This window comes from Clavibacter michiganensis (assembly GCF_002151125.1).
GTDB classification, from domain to species: domain Bacteria; phylum Actinomycetota; class Actinomycetes; order Actinomycetales; family Microbacteriaceae; genus Clavibacter; species Clavibacter michiganensis_C.
Map to the genome: position 1 here is coordinate 379,580 of NZ_MDJZ01000016.1, position 15,400 is coordinate 394,979.

General features: G+C 74.2%; 16 protein-coding genes. 10 read left to right on the top strand and 6 right to left on the bottom strand.

From position 1 onward, the window contains the following. From BFL37_RS11245 to BFL37_RS11270, 6 genes are all read left to right on the top strand, one after another. The gene (locus BFL37_RS11245) at nt 1-321 is read left to right on the top strand and encodes a DUF6412 domain-containing protein (RefSeq protein ID WP_241534006.1); all 321 of its coding nucleotides are present in this window, start codon (nt 1-3) and stop codon (nt 319-321) included. 106 nt (nt 322-427) lie between these two features. Next, the gene (locus BFL37_RS11250; protein WP_086515187.1) at nt 428-1,186 is read left to right on the top strand and encodes a YidC/Oxa1 family membrane protein insertase; all 759 of its coding nucleotides are present in this window, start codon (nt 428-430) and stop codon (nt 1,184-1,186) included. A gap of 64 nt (nt 1,187-1,250) precedes the next feature. Beyond that, nucleotides 1,251-2,159 carry a metal-dependent hydrolase gene (locus BFL37_RS11255; protein ID WP_086515188.1) on the top strand — a complete coding sequence of 303 codons (909 nt, stop codon included), beginning with the start codon at nt 1,251-1,253 and terminating at the stop codon, nt 2,157-2,159. A 124-nt stretch (nt 2,160-2,283) separates the two neighbouring features. Continuing rightward, nucleotides 2,284-2,823 (top strand): hydophilic protein, encoded by a 540-nt coding sequence (locus BFL37_RS11260; RefSeq protein ID WP_241534009.1) that lies wholly within the window; start codon nt 2,284-2,286, stop codon nt 2,821-2,823. A 24-nt stretch (nt 2,824-2,847) separates the two neighbouring features. Then, a complete protein-coding gene (locus BFL37_RS11265; RefSeq protein WP_086515332.1) occupies nt 2,848-3,882 on the top strand; it encodes an aldo/keto reductase in 1,035 nt (344 codons plus the stop codon). 86 nt (nt 3,883-3,968) lie between these two features. Further along, a complete protein-coding gene (locus BFL37_RS11270) occupies nt 3,969-4,742 on the top strand; it encodes a lysophospholipid acyltransferase family protein (RefSeq protein WP_086515190.1) in 774 nt (257 codons plus the stop codon). 258 nt (nt 4,743-5,000) lie between these two features. On the opposite strand, the gene panD is transcribed toward BFL37_RS11270, so the two are convergent. Next, nucleotides 5,001-5,417 (bottom strand): aspartate 1-decarboxylase, encoded by a 417-nt coding sequence (gene panD / locus BFL37_RS11275; RefSeq protein WP_086515191.1) that lies wholly within the window; start codon nt 5,415-5,417, stop codon nt 5,001-5,003. 277 nt (nt 5,418-5,694) lie between these two features. On the opposite strand from panD, the gene BFL37_RS11280 reads away from it, so the two are divergent. After that, on the top strand, nt 5,695-6,783 hold the full coding sequence (locus BFL37_RS11280; RefSeq protein WP_086515192.1) for a YihY/virulence factor BrkB family protein: 1,089 nt from the start codon (nt 5,695-5,697) through the stop codon (nt 6,781-6,783). 48 nt (nt 6,784-6,831) lie between these two features. Here the strand turns inward: BFL37_RS11280 and BFL37_RS11285 are convergent, their stop codons facing one another. Then, complete coding sequence (locus BFL37_RS11285) at nt 6,832-8,358, bottom strand: cryptochrome/photolyase family protein (RefSeq protein WP_086515193.1); 1,527 nt, start codon at nt 8,356-8,358, stop codon at nt 6,832-6,834. A gap of 145 nt (nt 8,359-8,503) precedes the next feature. On the opposite strand from BFL37_RS11285, the gene BFL37_RS11290 reads away from it, so the two are divergent. Continuing rightward, a complete protein-coding gene (locus tag BFL37_RS11290; protein WP_086515194.1) occupies nt 8,504-9,889 on the top strand; it encodes a glycosyltransferase family A protein in 1,386 nt (461 codons plus the stop codon). On the opposite strand, the gene BFL37_RS11295 is transcribed toward BFL37_RS11290, so the two are convergent. The 3 genes from BFL37_RS11295 to upp all read right to left on the bottom strand — a co-directional run bounded on the left by BFL37_RS11295 (nt 9,886) and on the right by upp (nt 12,488). Continuing rightward, nucleotides 9,886-10,353: a MarR family winged helix-turn-helix transcriptional regulator gene (locus BFL37_RS11295; protein ID WP_086515333.1), complete on the bottom strand. Its 468-nt coding sequence runs from the start codon at nt 10,351-10,353 to the stop codon at nt 9,886-9,888. The genes BFL37_RS11290 and BFL37_RS11295 overlap by 4 nt on opposite strands. Nucleotides 10,354-10,672: 319 nt before the next feature. Then, nucleotides 10,673-11,455 (bottom strand): winged helix-turn-helix domain-containing protein, encoded by a 783-nt coding sequence (locus BFL37_RS11300; protein WP_172403804.1) that lies wholly within the window; start codon nt 11,453-11,455, stop codon nt 10,673-10,675. Nucleotides 11,456-11,849: 394 nt separating this feature from the next. Continuing rightward, the gene (gene upp, locus BFL37_RS11305; RefSeq protein WP_041464689.1) at nt 11,850-12,488 is read right to left on the bottom strand and encodes a uracil phosphoribosyltransferase; all 639 of its coding nucleotides are present in this window, start codon (nt 12,486-12,488) and stop codon (nt 11,850-11,852) included. Between the two features lie 68 nt (nt 12,489-12,556). Between upp and tadA the strand changes: the two genes are divergently transcribed. Beyond that, on the top strand, nt 12,557-12,997 hold the full coding sequence (gene tadA, locus BFL37_RS11310) for a tRNA adenosine(34) deaminase TadA (protein ID WP_172403810.1): 441 nt from the start codon (nt 12,557-12,559) through the stop codon (nt 12,995-12,997). A 447-nt stretch (nt 12,998-13,444) separates the two neighbouring features. Here the strand turns inward: tadA and BFL37_RS11315 are convergent, their stop codons facing one another. Continuing rightward, entirely contained in the window at nt 13,445-14,362 is a 918-nt protein-coding gene (locus BFL37_RS11315; RefSeq protein WP_086515196.1) for a cation diffusion facilitator family transporter, read from the bottom strand. Between the two features lie 133 nt (nt 14,363-14,495). Between BFL37_RS11315 and proC the strand changes: the two genes are divergently transcribed. Continuing rightward, nucleotides 14,496-15,374: a pyrroline-5-carboxylate reductase gene (proC, locus tag BFL37_RS11320; RefSeq protein ID WP_086515197.1), complete on the top strand. Its 879-nt coding sequence runs from the start codon at nt 14,496-14,498 to the stop codon at nt 15,372-15,374. Nucleotides 15,375-15,400: the final 26 nt, after the last annotated feature.

Below are 15,400 nucleotides of genomic sequence, written 5' to 3' on the forward strand. Positions count from 1 at the left end.
ATGCCCATCGTCCTGGAGGCCCTCGGCCGCGTCCTCGCTCTGGTGGGCGACGTCGTGCTGGGCGGCGCGGGCGTCACTCCCGCGATCCTCCTCGCGGCCCTCCTCGGCGCCGCCTCCGTGGCCGCCGCGGTCGCGCTGGTGCGGATCGCCGTCGCGCGCGGCCTGGTCGGATCCGCCGCGCCGCCGCTCGGCCCGGACGAGGACGTCGACCTGCCGGTGCTCGTCTCCTCGAGCGATCCGGACGCGGACGGGCACGAGCGCTCCCGGGCGCCGGGTCGCCGGCTGCAGGTCGTCGTGCCTGCGCCGCTCCCGGCCGCCTGACCGCGGCCTGCAGGGGTCATCCGCCGCCACCGCGCGGCGTGGACCCGGCGTGCGCCCGCATGCGACGACCAGACGGACCCCCTCCGCTCTCGTCGCAAGGAACCCCGTGGACCCCACATCGATCGCCCCCGTCCGAGCCGTGCTCGACGGGCTGTCCCAGCTCGTCGTCGGCCTCGCCGACCTGATCCACCCGCTCGCCGGCGCCTCCGCGACCGGCGTGGCCGTCATCCTGCTGACCCTCGGCGTGCGGGCCCTGCTCGTGCCGGTCGGCGTCGCGCAGGTGCGCGCCGAGATCCAGCGCCGTCGCATCGCCCCCGCGCTCGCCGAGATCCGCCGCCGGCACGCCGGGAAGCCCGAGCGGCTGTCGCGCGCGACGCAGGAGCTCTACGCCCGGGAGGGCGCATCTCCGCTCGCCGGCTGCCTGCCGACGCTCGCCCAGGCGCCCGTGCTCGCGGCCGTCTACGCGCTGTTCGCGCACGCGCGCATCGGCGGCGAGGCCAACGTGCTGCTCGCCGCGCCGTTCGCCGGCATCCCGCTGGGGTCGAACGCGGTGGCGGCGGCCGGGATGGGCGTCGCGTCGCTCGTCGTCGCGGTCGTCGTGCTCGGGCTGCTCGCCGTGGTGATCGAGGTGCGCCGCCGTGCCGACCTGCGGTTCCAGGGCCCGCCCGCGCCGGCCGATCCGGCGCTCCCCGGGATGGTCGGCATGATGCGCGTGCTGCCGTTCGTCACGGTCGTCTTCGCCGCGATCGCGCCGCTCGCCGCGGCGCTGTACCTGCTCTCGAGCGCCGCGTGGACGCTCCTCGAGCGGGCGGTGCTGAGGCGGCTGCTCGGCTGCGGGGCCTCGCGTGGGCCGGCACCCGCGTGATCCGCCGGGCCTGCGCCGCGCACCCGGTCTGCGAGGATCGAGGCACACCGAGCCGGGAGCCGCCATGACCTCCACCCCCGCGGGCGCCGTCGCCCTGCCGCCCACGCGCGTGACCTACCCGGCGGGATCCGTCGCCTCCGAGGGCACGGTCCTCCGCGTCGACGACCTGGCCGACGGCACGCGCGCCGTCGTGCTCGACGCGACCGCGTGCCACCCCGTCGACGCGGCCTGGCCCGACCAGCCCGCCGACCGCGCCGTGCTGCGCGTGCGCGGCGCGGGCATCGAGGTGCTCGACTGCCTGGTCGGCGCGGCGTCGACGGATCCCGCGGGGGACGCCGCGCTCCACGTCGGCGCCGACGTCCCGGTCAAGAAGGGCGCGGACGGCTGGTCGTTCGTCGCCGTGCACGTCGTGCCCGGCGACGCCGACGTCCGCGCGGGCGACGCGGTCGAGGTCGCGGTGGATCCCGAGCACCGCCGCGCCCTGAGCGCCGGCCACACGGGCTGCCACCTCGCCTCGCTGGCCCTCGACCGCGCGCTCGCCTCCGCGTGGACCAAGGACGTGCCGGAGGACGCGCTCGGCGCCCCCGGCTTCGACGCCCTCGCCATCGGCACCTCGCGCATCGGCCCGTGGTCGTCGGTCGACACGTACCGCCTCGGGAAGTCGCTGCGGAAGAAGGGGTTCGTCCCCGCTGCGCTCCTCGACCGCCTCGACGATGTGCGCGCCGAGGTCGACGCCACGCTCGCCGGGTGGGTCGCGTCGGGCGCCGCCGCGCGGATCGAGCGCGAGGGCGACCTGCTCACGTCGCGCCGCTCCTGGGTGTGCGAGCTGCCGGACGGCACCGCGCGCATCCCCTGCGGCGGCACCCACCTCACGGGTCTCGGCGAGCTCGCGTCGGTCGCGGTGGACCTCGAGGTCGAGGAGGCCGACGGCGCCGTCGTGGTGCGGATGCGCACGACCTGCACGCCGGCCTGACGCGCCCGGTCCGGGGACGCCGGTATCCCCGCACCTCCCATGTCGGGTAGCGTTAAGGAGTGCCGTCCGGCCGACCGGCATCCTCGGTCCGGCGACGGCGCGGCGATGGAAAGTGGTATCGAACGTGGCAGCATCCCCCGCGACGAAGTGCTCGGTCTGCGGAAAGGCGAACCCCGTCGGCATGGCCACGGGCAACATCCTCGACCACGGTCGCAATCACGAGCGGTGCCCGGGATCCGGGAAGCCGCCGGCCGTGTCGACCAAGCCCGCCTCGGCGGCCGCCAAGTCGGGCACCGCCCCGTCGCGGAAGCCCGCGAGCGACGCCGCGAAGCGCGAGCCCAGCCGCAAGACCACCCCGGCCAAGGCCGCCGGCCCCACCCGCGGCGTCACCGTGCGCCGCGTCGAGGTCGACACCGAGCGCCTGCGCCTCCGCGAGGAGAAGCTCGAGCGGATCCGCGTCCAGCGCGAGGAGGCGGCCCGCCGTCGTCTCGGCGACTACATCGTGCCGCTCGACGCCGACGGCCAGGAGGCCCCGGAGGCCGACATCACGCTGGAGACCATGGACGACGAGGCGCAGGCCACGGTCGAGCCGGGAGCATCCACCGAGGCCGACGTCGCGCCCGCCGAGGACGCGAGCGTCGACGCCGAGAGCGGCCGCCCCTGACGCCCAGCGCGTAGCGTGGCGCTCATGACAGAGCAGTCCACGGACCAGCCCACCACCCACCTCGGACGCACCGGCGTGGAGGTCTCGCGCCTCTGCCTCGGCACCATGATGTTCGGCGCCTGGGGCGAGACCGACCACGAGAAGTCGATCCGGGTGATCCACCGCGCCATCGACGCGGGGATCACCTTCATCGACACCGCCGACATCTACGCGTACGGCGAGTCGGAGGAGATCGTCGGCAAGGCGATCGCGCAGTCCGGCCGCCGTGACGACCTCGTCCTCGCGACCAAGTTCTTCAACGGCATGAAGCCCGAGGCCAACTTCCGCGGCGGATCGCGACGCTGGATCATGCGCGCCGTCGAGGACTCGCTGCGCCGCCTCGGCACCGACTACATCGACCTGTACCAGATGCACCGGCCGGACGAGCACACGGACATCGAGGAGACCCTCGGCGCGCTGACCGACCTGGTCACGCAGGGCAAGGTGCGCTACATCGGGTCGTCGACGTTCCAGCCGAGCCAGGTGGTCGAGGCGCAGTGGGCCGCCCGCGAGCGCGGCACCGCCCGCTTCGTCACCGAGCAGCCGCCGTACTCGCTGCTCACCCGCGGCGTCGAAGCGGACCTCCTGCCCACCACCCAGCGGCACGGCATGGGCACGCTCGTCTGGAGCCCGCTCGCCGGCGGCTGGCTCTCGGGCAAGTACCGCAAGGGCCAGGACATCCCGAAGACGCACCGCAACGACCGCGACCCGTCGCGCTACGACCCGTCCGACCCGAAGTTCGAGGCCGCCGACCAGCTGGGCGCCCTCGCCGACGAGCTCGGCGTGCCGCTCGTGCACCTCGCGCTCGCGTTCGTGCTGCGGCACCCGGCGGTCTCCAGCGCGATCATCGGCCCGCGCACCATGGAGCAGCTCGAGTCGCAGCTCGACGCCGCGACCCTGGAGCTCGACGCCGCGACGCTCGACCGCATCGACGAGATCGTGCCGCCCGGCCTCAACGTGAACCCGGCCGACACGGGCTTCTCGAACTACTGGCTGGATCCCGCCCGCCGTCGGCGCTGACCCGCGCGCCGCCGGGAGCCGATCCCCTCCATCCGCGGAGGGCCGGCTCCCGGTCGGCGCCGATCCGGTCCCCGTAGGGTCGGGGCATGAACCGCCGCACCCGCGAGCCCGTGTACGGCACCGCCGTCACCCTGGGGCGCGCGCTCTTCGGATCCCTCCGCCTCCGCCTGGTCGCCGACGGACGGGACCGGATCCCCGACACCGGCGGCGCCGTCATCGCCATGACCCACTTCGGCTACCTCGAGTTCGCGCTGGTCGAGTGGGCGACGTGGCTGCACAACCGCAGGCGGATCCGCTTCATGGCGAAGAGGAGCGTGTTCCACAAGCCCGGCGTCGGCTGGGTGATGCGCCGCATGCGCCACATCAGCGTCGACATGACGGCGGGCGCCTCGGCCTACGCCGACGCCGTCGCCGCCCTGCGCGCCGGCGAGCTCATCGGCGTCTTCCCGGAGGCGGGCGTGAGCGCGTCGTTCCGCGTGCGCGAGCTGAAGACCGGCGCCGCGCGGCTCGCCGCCGAGGCCGGGGTGCCGATCGTGCCCGTCGCCGTGTGGGGCGGCCACCGGCTCCTGACGAAGAACCGCCGCATCCGCATGCGCGACCGCATCGGCGTGCCGGTGCACGTGCGCGTGGGGGAGCGGATCCCCGTGGCGCGGGATGCGGATCCGCGCGAGGTCACCGACGCCCTGCGCCTCGAGCTGCAGGAGCTGGTCGACGAGCTGCAGTCCACGTACCCGGTGGACGGCCGCGGCGCGTGGTGGCAGCCGCGGCACCGGGGCGGCACGGCGCCGACGCCCGAGGAGGCCGCGGCGGCCGACGCGGAGCGCGACGAGCGGCGGAGGCGGCGCGCCGAAGGACGGTGACCGGCGGACGGCCGGGGAGATGAGACCGGCCCGGGCCTTCGAGGCCCGGGCCGGACTGCGCACGTGAACGTCTGTTACCCGCAGACGAACCGGCTGGTGCGGTACCGCTCACCCGAAGAGCCGTACCGGATGCTTACACGGTAGCCGCGCACGCTGACGATCCCCCGACCTGCGCGGGAATGTACCCCGGACTGGGGGGAAGCGCCTGTGTCCGTCGTTTGGGGGACCCGCTACAGTTCCGGATCCTTGGAGGGCGGGTCAGACCGGCTCGGCCCGGGGGGAGCGCTCGAGGCCGGGGGCGGGCGGGGCGGTGGGATCGGCGTCCACCGCGTGGATGCGGTTCCCGGCGTCCACGTGCACGACGCGCGGCTCGAGCGCGCGGGCCTCCTCGGTGGTCATCTGGCCGTACGCGATGAGGATCACCACGTCGCCGACGTCCACGAGGTGCGCGGCCGCCCCGTTGATCCCGAGCACGCCGCTGCCGCGCTCGCCCGCGATCGTGTAGGTGTCGAGCCGCTGGCCGTTGGTCACGTCGACGATGCTGACGCGCTCGCCCACGAGGATGTCCGCCGCGTCGAGCAGGTCGCGGTCGACCGTGACCGAGCCGACGTAGTGCAGGTCGGCGTGCGTCACCGTGGCGCGGTGGATCTTCGCGGTCATCATGGTGCGCAGCATGCGTGGTCCTCTGCTCTGGCGGCGTCCGTGCAGGCCGGGGCGGAGCACGGTGATCGCTCGGGCGATCAGGGAGGGGAACGCGCGCGAGCGGTCGGATGTTCCGGCGGGCGCCGGATCCGCGGCCGCGCGAGGCCCTCGGCGAGTGTACGAGACGCGCTCCCGCCCCACCGCACGCGCGTGCTGGCAGGCGTCCCGGGTCGGCGCGGCCTAGGCGCGCCGCCGCGCACGGGCCACTCTGGGGGAGGGGATCCGACCCGAGCACACCACGGAGGCACCAGTGGCACGACGAGACACGGCCGGCACCATCCAGGATCGGCCCGACGAGGAGGACGCGCGCAAGCCCGACTCCCCGACGGAGATCGAGAAGCCGTCCTGGAAGTACGTGCTCCGCAAGACCATGCGCGAGTTCGGCTCCGACCAGTGCACCGACATCGCGGCGTCGCTCACCTACTACGCGGTGCTGTCGCTGTTCCCGGCGCTCATCGCGATCATCTCCCTGCTCGGCGTGTTCGGGCAGGGCGGGTCGACCGTGGACGCCGTGATGGACGTCGTCCGGCCCATCGCGCCGGACGCGGTCGAGCTGCTGGGGCCGGTGATCCAGGGCTTCGTCGAATCGCCCGCGGCCGGCTTCGCCCTCGTCTCCGGCGTCGTCCTCTCGATCTGGTCCGCGTCCGGCTACGTCGGCGCCTTCAGCCGCGCGATGAACCGCATCTACGAGATCCCCGAGGGCCGCCCGTTCCTCAAGCTCAAGCCCATGCAGCTCGCCGTCACGGTCATCGGCATCGTGATCCTGCTGATCTGCGCGCTCATCATCGCGATCTCCGGACCCGTCACCGACGCCATCGGCAGCGCGCTCGGCCTCGGCCCGACCGTGCAGATCGTCTGGTCCATCGCGAAGTGGCCGGTGCTCGCCTTCGCGATCGTCCTGCTCATCGCGATCCTCTACTACGCGACCCCGAACGCGAAGCAGCCGAAGTTCCGCTGGATGAGCATGGGCGCCGCGATCGCGCTCCTCGTGCTGGTCGTCGCGAGCGTCGCCTTCGCCTTCTACGTGACCAACTTCTCCAGCTACGCGAAGAACTACGGCGCGCTCGCCGGTGTCGTGGTGTTCCTGCTCTGGCTCTGGATCGCGAACCTCGCGCTCCTGTTCGGCGCCGAGTTCGACGCGGAGCTCGAGCGCGGCCGCCAGCTGCAGGCGGGGATCGCCGCGGAGGAGACGCTCCAGCTGCCGCCGCGCGACACGAAGGTGAGCGACAAGAAGGCCGCGGCGGAGCGCGAGGACGTGAAGCGCGGCCGCGGGATCCGCGAGCGCCATGACCGCGCGGAGCGCCTCGGCGGCGGGGGCGACCAGGGCGACGGCGCCTGATCCGACCGGCTCGGGGCCCGCGCGGATCACGCGCAGGGCCCCCCGGGGTCAGCGGTCCTTGACCACGTCGTACGCCGCGAGCGCCCGCTGCCGCGACTCCTTGAGATCGACGATCGGCGCCGGATACGCCGCCAGCCCGCCGTCGGCCGCGTCGTCGGCGTCGTCCTCGGCGCTCGCGACCAGGTCGCCCATCGACTTCCACGGCTCATGCACGACGTCGCGCGGCGCATGCGCGAGCTCGGGCACGTAGGAGCGGATGTACTCGCCCGACGGGTCGAACTTCTGCCCCTGCAGCACGGGGTTGAAGACGCGGAAGTAGGGGGCGGCGTCGGCGCCGGATCCCGCGACCCACTGCCAGCTCGCCGCGTTGTTCGCCGCGTCCGCGTCGACCAGCGTGTCCCAGAACCACTGCTCGCCGTGGCGCCAGTCGATCAGCAGGTTCTTGATGAGGAACGACGCGACGACCATCCGCACCCGGTTGTGCAGGTGCCCGTCCTTCCACAGCGCGCGCATGCCGGCGTCCACGAGCGGCACGCCGGTCTCGCCACGCTGCCAGGCGCCGAGCGTCTCGTCGCGCGGCTCCTCCCACGGGAACCCGTCGAAGCGGGGCGTGAAGTTCCGGGTCGCGAGGTCGGGGTGGTGGTACAGCAGGTGGTAGCTGAACTCGCGCCAGCCCAGCTCGGAGAGGAACTTGGTGGCGTTGACCTCGTCGCCGCCCACCTTCTTCCCGCGCGTGCGCTGGATCCGGTGCCACACCTGGAAGGGGCTCACCTCGCCCCAGCGCAGGTACGCCGACAGCCGCGAGGTCGTCATCGCCGCGGGCTCGTCGCGCTGGGCCGCGTAGTCCTCGAGCTCGTGGTGGACGAAGTCCTCGAGGCGCTGCAGGCCGGCCGCCTCGCCGGGATCGCACGCCTCGCGGAGACCGGCTGCCCAGTCCGGCGTCGTGGGCAGGAGCCCCCAGCCGTCGAGGTCGTCGGAGCGCGGCGGCTTCCGCGGCGCGTCGAGCTCGCGCGGCGCGGGCAGCGGCCTCCGCGGCTCCTCCCGCTCCTGCGCGGTCTTCCAGAACGGCGTGTAGACGCGGAACGGCTCGCCCTGCTTGTTCGCCACCGTCCACGGCTCGACGAGCAGCGACCCCTGGAAGCTGCGGACGTCGAGGCCGCGGTCGCCGAGGTCCTTCTTGATCGCCGTGTCGACGGCGATCTCCGCGCCGCCGTAGCGTCGGTTCCAGAGCACGGCGCCCGCGCCGACCTCCTGCACCAGGTCGTCGATCACGTCCGCGGCCTTCCCGCGGCGCAGCACCAGCGGCGAGCCGAGATCCCGGAGCGACTCGCCGAGCCGCGAGAGGCTCATGTGCAGCCACCAGCGGGCGGCGCCGCCGAGCGGGCGGATCCCCTCGCTCTCCTCGTCGAGCACGTACAGCACCGCGATCGGCTCGCCCCGCTCGACGGCCGCGTGCAGGGCCGGGTTGTCGGCCACGCGGAGGTCGTCACGGAGCCACACGATGGTCGGGCCGTGCGCCTCGGCGGCACCCTCCCGGTCGGCGGATCCGCGGTCGGGGGCGTCGTCGTCGCTCATGCATCGAGCCTAGGACGGCGCCTCGCGGGCGACCGGGCCGTGGTCGCTGCGCGCACGGAGCCGGGCGGCACGTAATATCGCACATGGCAGTGCGCGTCCGTCCGGGTCCGACCGCCGTTCGTGACCCGCCGTCGTCGAGAGGCCCATGCGCAACGAGAGCACGCCCCTGCCCCCGTCCGAGGACCCCGGTCGGACCCCGCGCGACGCCGTCTCGGTCGTCGTCGTGGCGGGCGACGCCGGATCCACCATCGCGCGCACGCTGTCGTCGATCCTCGGTCAGACCCGCCCGCCGGAGCGCGTCGTCGTCGTGGTCGCCGGGAGCCGCGACGACACCTTCGCCGTGGCCCGGACCTTCAACGGGCGTCACGCGCACGCGGATCCCGGCGCCGGTCCCGCCAGCACGGCCGTCACGGTCATCGACCGCGGCCCGCGCGAGAGCTCGCTCCGGTCGGCCTACGGCTTCGCCCTCCGGTTGGTCGGCGACGAGGGCCGCGTGCTGCTCGTCTCGCCCGACGCGGAGCTGGAGCCCCGCGTCCTCGAGCTCCTGTGCGACGCGCTCGAGCGGGACCCCGATGCCCGCTCGGTGTCGGCCGGCCTGGATCCGCGACCGAGCGGCTCCCGCGGCCCCCTCGCGGGCGCGCTCCGGCTCCTGCAGCGCCACTGGGCCATGGGCGCCGTGGAGACCGGGGCCGACCTCGGCCTGACCGGCCCGGTGCCGTTGGCTCCCGCCACGCTCCTCCGCTTCCCCGCGCGCGACCCGGCCTCCCCGTCGGCCGCTCCCTCGGAGGGCGTGCTCGCCGCCCTCCTGGCCGGCGACGACCGTTCCGCCCTCGTCCCCGGAGCGCGCGCACGCGTCGACACCTCCGTGACGTGGGGCGCGATGCGCGAGCGCCGCGACCGATGGGGTGCCCACGTCGCCCGGTTGACGCGGGGCGGGTCGGCCGCCGACGTCGGCGACCGGCGTCGCGCGCGCCTGGCCTCCCTCCGCATCGGCGTCGGCCCGGTCCTCCGGTTCGTCGCCTACGCGCTCGTCGCGGTGTACCTGGTGGCCGCGGGCATCCAGGGCATGCTGGAGCCCGCGTGGTGGTGGGCCCTGCCCGTGGTCGTGCGGCTGCCGCTGCACATCCGCACCCTGCGGCGGATCCGCGAGCGCACCGCGGCGGACGTGGTCTTCGGCGCGACGTTCCTCCCGCTCGAGGCGGCGGAGGCGGCGTACGGCGTCTCCCGGATCCGCGACGGCCTGCACCGGGTGGCCCCTCGCAGCCGCCGACGTGGTCCCGCCGCGGCCGAGACGGTGCCGCCGTTCTCGGCGGTGGACGCCGTCGCCGCGTCGGTCGCGGGCGTGGTGGTCGTCGCCGTCCTCGTCGCGGCCGAGCTCGGCGGTCCCGCCGCAGCCGCACTCACGACGGCGGTCGGCTGGGCGGCGTGCATCGTGACCGCGGCCGACCTGGTCATGTCGCTCCTGCGCCTGCTGGTCGCCCGCGGCGGCCCGTTCGCCCGCCCGATCGCGGCGGAGGGATCCGGGGCCTAGGCCTCGGCGACGCTCCCGCGCAGCTTGTCGGTGAGGGTGCGCAGCGTGTTCAGCTCCTCGAGGGTGAGCGCCCCTCCCACGGTCGAGGCGATGGACTCCATGTGCACCCGGGCGACCGCGCGGAAGGCCGCGTCGCCGGCGTCCGTGAGCCGGACGATGGTGGCCCTCCCGTCGCTCTCGTCGCCGCACTTCACGACGAGGCCGCGCGTCACCAGCCGGTCGATGAGGCGGCTCACGCTCGGCTGGGTGAGGAGCACGTGCTGGTTGAGGTCGCGGAGGCGGAGGCGCCCTTCCGGCTGGCGGGAGATGTTGAACAGCACGTCGTACTCGTTGAACGAGAGCTCGCGGCTGGGGAACTCGGCGCTGAGGCGTCGCATGACGCTGACCTGCGCCCGGAACAGCGACTCCCAGGCCCGCACGGCGTCCGCTGTCTCGCCCACCAGGTCTCCTCGTCCGGTGCGCATCGCGATGGGGATCGGGCGCACGCTGTCGAGGGGAAGTCTACTGAGCGTCACCGGGGAGCATCCGGAGGGGCCTGCGCCGGACATGCCGGAGGGGCCTGCGCCGGACATGACTGAGGGCCGACCCCAGAGGCATGGGGCCGGCCCTCTCCCTTGCACCAGGAGTGTCCTGCAATCACATTCCGTCTCCACCGCCACAGCAAACGGTGGGGACGAGAAGACTGTATAACGATCCCGTAACGCCCCGCTACCTGGAATCGACCCGATGTGCTGGGAGATCGCCCACAGCTCCGCAAGGGCAGGCTGAGCGCCCGAGCCGAGCTCAGAACAGGTCGGGCGACTGCGTGCTGGCGTGGTTCACGGCGACGTCCGCGTGCCGGTCGAACCGGTAGCCGGCGCCTCGCACGGTGCGGACGATCTCCTCGTAGCGGCCGAGCTTCGAGCGCAGGCGGCGGATGTGCACGTCGATGGTGCGCTCGTTCGGCACGTCGTCCTCGTCCGCCGCGGACCACAGGGAGGCGATGAGCTCGGAGCGCTCGATCGTGCGGCCCTCGCGGAGCACCAGGTACTGGAGGAGCTCGAACTCCTTGTAGGTCAGCGGGGCCGCCTCGCCGTCGAGCACGACGCGCTTGCGGGAGAGGTCGACCGTCACGCCGCTGTCCGTGCGGTCCTCGTCCTCGGGCTGCTCGCGGTGCTGGGCCACGGCAGCCGGATCCTGCAGGGCGAGGCGCACCACGTCGATGTCGCGGCCGCCCGCTCCCTCGGGAGCGAGGGCGACGGCGGCGTGGGTCTCGACGCCCGGGGCCAGCTCGGCCGCCAGGCGCTTGAGCGCGGCGACGACGGTGCCGAGGTCCGTGCCGGCGGATGCGGCCTTGAGCTCGTCGAGGCCGACGTAGATGGCGAAGCCGCGTGCCTCGGTGCCCTCGGGCACGGCGCGCAGCCGTGCCGGGCGAGCGGGGGCGGTGGTCGGCTCGGCGACGGCTGCGGTGGTGGCGGGGGAGGGAGCGGCCTGCGCCCTGCGGAGCGGCGCGGCCGCACGGAGCACGGGGGCGGCGGGAGCGGAACGGAGGGGGGTGCGGGCGGGATCGATGGTCGCGAGCGACATGGCGGGAGTCCTTGTGATGATGCGGGTGCGGCGCAGCTGGAGTGCGCGGGACCTCGGGGGAGTGCGAGACGCCTCAGGGGGCGGATGCGCCGGTGACGGCGAGGAGGGTCGGCGACGGACGCGTCGCGGGACCGCTCGGGCGAAGGCGGCGGGTCAGGCCGACATTCGACAGGACATCGCGACACGGCCGGGCATCATCATGCCGGCGACTCCCGAGGCCTCGGAGGAGGTCAGGACGTGCGCGTTCAGAGTCATGGTGAGAGCTTGCACGGATCCGTGCGCCCGTGTCAACAGGAGGAGCCGGAAACGTGCGGGACGCGCAGGAATCGTGCGCGAGCGCACATCGGCGCCCGTCCCCGAGGGGAGCGGGCGCCGGAGAGGAAGAGCGCGCGGGTCAGTGCGCGGCGGTGCCGTACAGGCGGTCGCCCGCGTCGCCGAGGCCCGGGATGATGTAGCCGACCTCGTCCAGCTTCTCGTCGAGCGCGCCGAGCACGATGGTGACCTCGCGGCCTGCGGTCGCCTCCTCGACGGCCTTCAGGCCCTCGGGCGCGGCGATGAGGCAGATGCACGTGACGTCGACGGCACCGCGGTCGAAGAGGTACTCGATGGCGGCGATGAGGGATCCGCCCGTCGCGAGCATGGGGTCGACCACGAAGCACTGGCGGTTGGAGAGGTCCGTGGGGAGGCGCTCGGCGTAGATGTCCGGCTGCAGCGTCTCCTCGTTGCGCACCATGCCGAGGAAGCCGACCTCGGCGCTGGGCATGAGGCGCATCAGGCCGTCGAGCATGCCGAGGCCGGCACGGAGGATGGGGACGACGAGCGGCTTGGGGTCGCTGAGCGTCAGGCCCTCGGCGGGCGCCACCGGCGTCTGCACCGTGATGGTCTCGACGCGCACGTCGCGCGTGGCCTCGTAGGCCAGCAGCGTGACCAGCTCGTCGGCCAGGCTGCGGAAGACGGGGGAGGGGGTGGTGCGGTCCCGCAGCGCCGTCAGCTTGTGCGTGATGAGCGGGTGGTCGGCTACGTGGACTCGCATAGGCTCCATTCAATCAGCAAGGGGGAACGCGATTGGACCTGCGCGTGCCCGGCGACTTCGATCGCTGGATGGCCGTGGCGCTCGACGAGGCCCGGGCCTGCGGGGCCACCGGCGACGTGCCCGTGGGCGCCATCGTGGTGGATGCGTCGGGCGCCGTCATCGGGCGCGGGCGCAACCTCCGGGAGGCGCGCCAGGATCCCACCGCGCACGCCGAGGTCGAGGCCCTGCGCGAGGCCGCGGCGACGACCGGTGACCGGCATCTCGTGGGCACGACGCTCGTCGTCACGCTCGAGCCGTGCGTGATGTGCGCCGGGGCGATCCTCGCGGCGCGGGTGCCGCGGGTCGTGTTCGGCGCGTGGGACGAGAAGGCGGGCGCCGCGGGATCCCTCTACGACGTGCTGCGCGATCGTCGGCTGCCGCATCGCGCGGAGGTGTTCGCGGGCGTCGCCGCGGACGAGTGCGCCGCGCTGCTCGACGCGTTCTTCGCGGAGCGTCGCGCCGGCGCCTGATCCGCCGTCCCCGAGGTCAGCCCGGGCAGCCGCGGCACTCGCGTCCCCGATGCGGCGGCTGCGGGTTCCGGCCTCCGCTGTGTCGGTTCCCCGTGCTGGTGCGCCGGCGCTCCTGCGACGCGGCGTCCGGGCGGGAGCCGGCCGGGGCGATCCTCGCCGTGGCGCTGGCGCTGGCGCTGGCGCTGGCGGGAGCAGGTCGGGCCTCGGAATGCGCGGCCCCGGTGGCGGTGAGGATCAGCCCCAGGGCGAGGGCTGCCGCTGCTGCGGCCTTCGTCGCGTGCGTCATCGGCGCTCTCCTCAAGCGGTCGGGCATCGAGCGGAGCGCTCGAGCATCGGACGCGGGCGGAGCGCTGGGCCCCGTCCGCCCGCGATGGTCGCAGGGCGGGACGGAGCGGAGCGCGCGCAGTGCACACCGCGAAGCTGCGGCTCGTCGCGGGCTGCGCCGGGTCAGCGCGTGGCGACCCGCACGTCGGGCTCGAGGTAGATGACGCGGGCGACCGGGACGGCCTCGCGCACGCGGCGCTCGATCGCGTCGATCCCGGCGGCCACGTCGCCCAGCGAGCTCGTGGCGGGCATCGCGATCTTCGCGGCGACGAGCAGCTCGTCCGGGCCGAGGTACAGCGTCTTCATGTGGATGATCGACTCGGCCTCGTGGCCGGAGGTGATGGCCGCGCGGATGGCCGCGAGGTCCGGCTTCGAGGCGCCCTCGCCGATGAGGAGGCTGCTCATCTCCACCCCCAGGATCACGGCGACCACCACGAGGAGCACGCCGATGAGCAGGGTCCCGATGCCGTCGTAGATGCCGTCCCCGGTGATGATCGAGGCCGTCACCCCGAGCAGGGCGAACACGAGGCCGGAGAGCGCGGCCGTGTCCTCGAGCAGCAGGACGGGGAGCTCGGGGCTCTTCGCGCGGCGCACGAACTGCGTCCACGTCTGCGTCCCGCGCAGCGGGTTCGACTCCTTGATCGCGGTGCGCAGCGAGAACGACTCGAGGGCGATGGCGATGAGCAGCACCACGATGGGCAGCCACGGCACGTCGAGCGGCTCGGGGTGCTCGATCTTGTGGATCCCCTCGTACAGGGAGTACACGCCGCCGACCGAGAACAGGATGATCGAGACGATGAAGGCGTAGACGTAGCGCACGCGGCCGTAGCCGAAGGGGTGCTCCTCGTCCGCGAGGCGCTTCGCGCGCTTGCCGCCGATGAGCAGCAGGATCTGGTTGCCGGAGTCGGCGAGCGAGTGCACGCCCTCCGCGAGCATCGAGGAGGACCCCGAGAAGAAGGCGGCGACGAACTTCGTGATCGCGATGCCGACGTTGGCGATGAGCGCGGCGAATATCGCCTTGCTGCCGTGGGATTCGCTCAAGGCGGGACCTCCTCGACCGGCGTGGACGGCTCGGGCCGCCCGGGCGCGCATGCCCCGGTCGACTCAGCCTAGCCACGCGCGAGGGGCCGCCGACGGCCCCGTCCGGGCGACGCCCGGTCCCTAGGATCGAGCCATGCCCGACGACTCCCGCCCCGCCCCGTCCGCTCCCGATCCCGCCGTCGTCCGCCTGCCGTCGCTCGCGATGCTCGGCACCGGATCCATGAACGGCGCCATCCTCGGCGGCCTGCTGCAGCCGGGCGTCGAGGTCGACGGCGACGTGCGCGTCACGACCCGGTCGGCCGCCAGCGCGGCGGCGCTCGGGCAGCGGGACGGCGTGCAGGCGTCCAGCGTCGAGGAGGACGCCGACGCGAACCGGCGCGCGGTCCGCGGGGCGCGCATCGTGATCGTGGGCGTGAAGCCGCACATGGTGCCCGACCTGCTGCGCGAGATCGCGGGCGACCTGGATCCCGGCGCGCTCGTGATCAGCGTCGCCGCCGGCGTCACGATCGCCACCTTCGAGTCGCTGCTGCCCGCGCACGTGTCCGTCGTGCGCTCCATGCCGAACACCCCGTCGCTCGTCGGCCGCGGGGTCGCGGGCCTCGCCGCGGGCACGCGCTCCAGCCCGGAGGACCTGGCGGTCGCCCGCGCGGTGTTCGCGACGGTCGGCGACGTCGTCGAGGTTCCCGAGGAGCGCATCGACGCGCTCAGCACGATCTCCGGATCCGGTCCCGCCTACGTCTTCCTGCTCATCGAGGAGCTCACCCGCACGGCGGAGTCGAAGGGGTTCACGCCGGACGAGGCCCGCGTCCTCGTGCAGGGGACCTTCCGCGGCGCCGTCGAGCTGCTCGCCGCGTCCGACGACGAGCCCGCGGAGCTCCGTCGCCGGGTCACGAGCCCGAAGGGCACGACCGAGCGGGCCGTCGAGGTGCTCCAGGCGGCGGACCTCTCCGCGCTCTTCGACCGCGCGACCGACGCCGCGCTCGCCCGGGCACGCGAGCTCGCGGCCGGCTGAGCGCGCGCGCGGCGCGCGGCGGGGAC

Bases quoted from the DNA above. Each gene is read 5' to 3' on its own strand.
- BFL37_RS11245 (WP_241534006.1), top strand. From the start codon at position 1: ATGCCCATCGTCCTGGAGGCCCTCGGCCGCGTCCTCGCTCTGGTGGGC.
- BFL37_RS11255 (WP_086515188.1), top strand. From the start codon at position 1,251: ATGACCTCCACCCCCGCGGGCGCCGTCGCCCTGCCGCCCACGCGCGTG.
- BFL37_RS11265 (WP_086515332.1), top strand. From the start codon at position 2,848: ATGACAGAGCAGTCCACGGACCAGCCCACCACCCACCTCGGACGCACC.
- BFL37_RS11270 (WP_086515190.1), top strand. From the start codon at position 3,969: ATGAACCGCCGCACCCGCGAGCCCGTGTACGGCACCGCCGTCACCCTG.
- panD (WP_086515191.1), bottom strand. From the start codon at position 5,417: ATGCTGCGCACCATGATGACCGCGAAGATCCACCGCGCCACGGTGACG.
- BFL37_RS11285 (WP_086515193.1), bottom strand. From the start codon at position 8,358: ATGAGCGACGACGACGCCCCCGACCGCGGATCCGCCGACCGGGAGGGT.
- BFL37_RS11290 (WP_086515194.1), top strand. From the start codon at position 8,504: ATGCGCAACGAGAGCACGCCCCTGCCCCCGTCCGAGGACCCCGGTCGG.
- BFL37_RS11295 (WP_086515333.1), bottom strand. From the start codon at position 10,353: ATGCGCACCGGACGAGGAGACCTGGTGGGCGAGACAGCGGACGCCGTG.
- BFL37_RS11300 (WP_172403804.1), bottom strand. From the start codon at position 11,455: ATGTCGCTCGCGACCATCGATCCCGCCCGCACCCCCCTCCGTTCCGCT.
- upp (WP_041464689.1), bottom strand. From the start codon at position 12,488: ATGCGAGTCCACGTAGCCGACCACCCGCTCATCACGCACAAGCTGACG.
- tadA (WP_172403810.1), top strand. From the start codon at position 12,557: ATGGCCGTGGCGCTCGACGAGGCCCGGGCCTGCGGGGCCACCGGCGAC.
- proC (WP_086515197.1), top strand. From the start codon at position 14,496: ATGCCCGACGACTCCCGCCCCGCCCCGTCCGCTCCCGATCCCGCCGTC.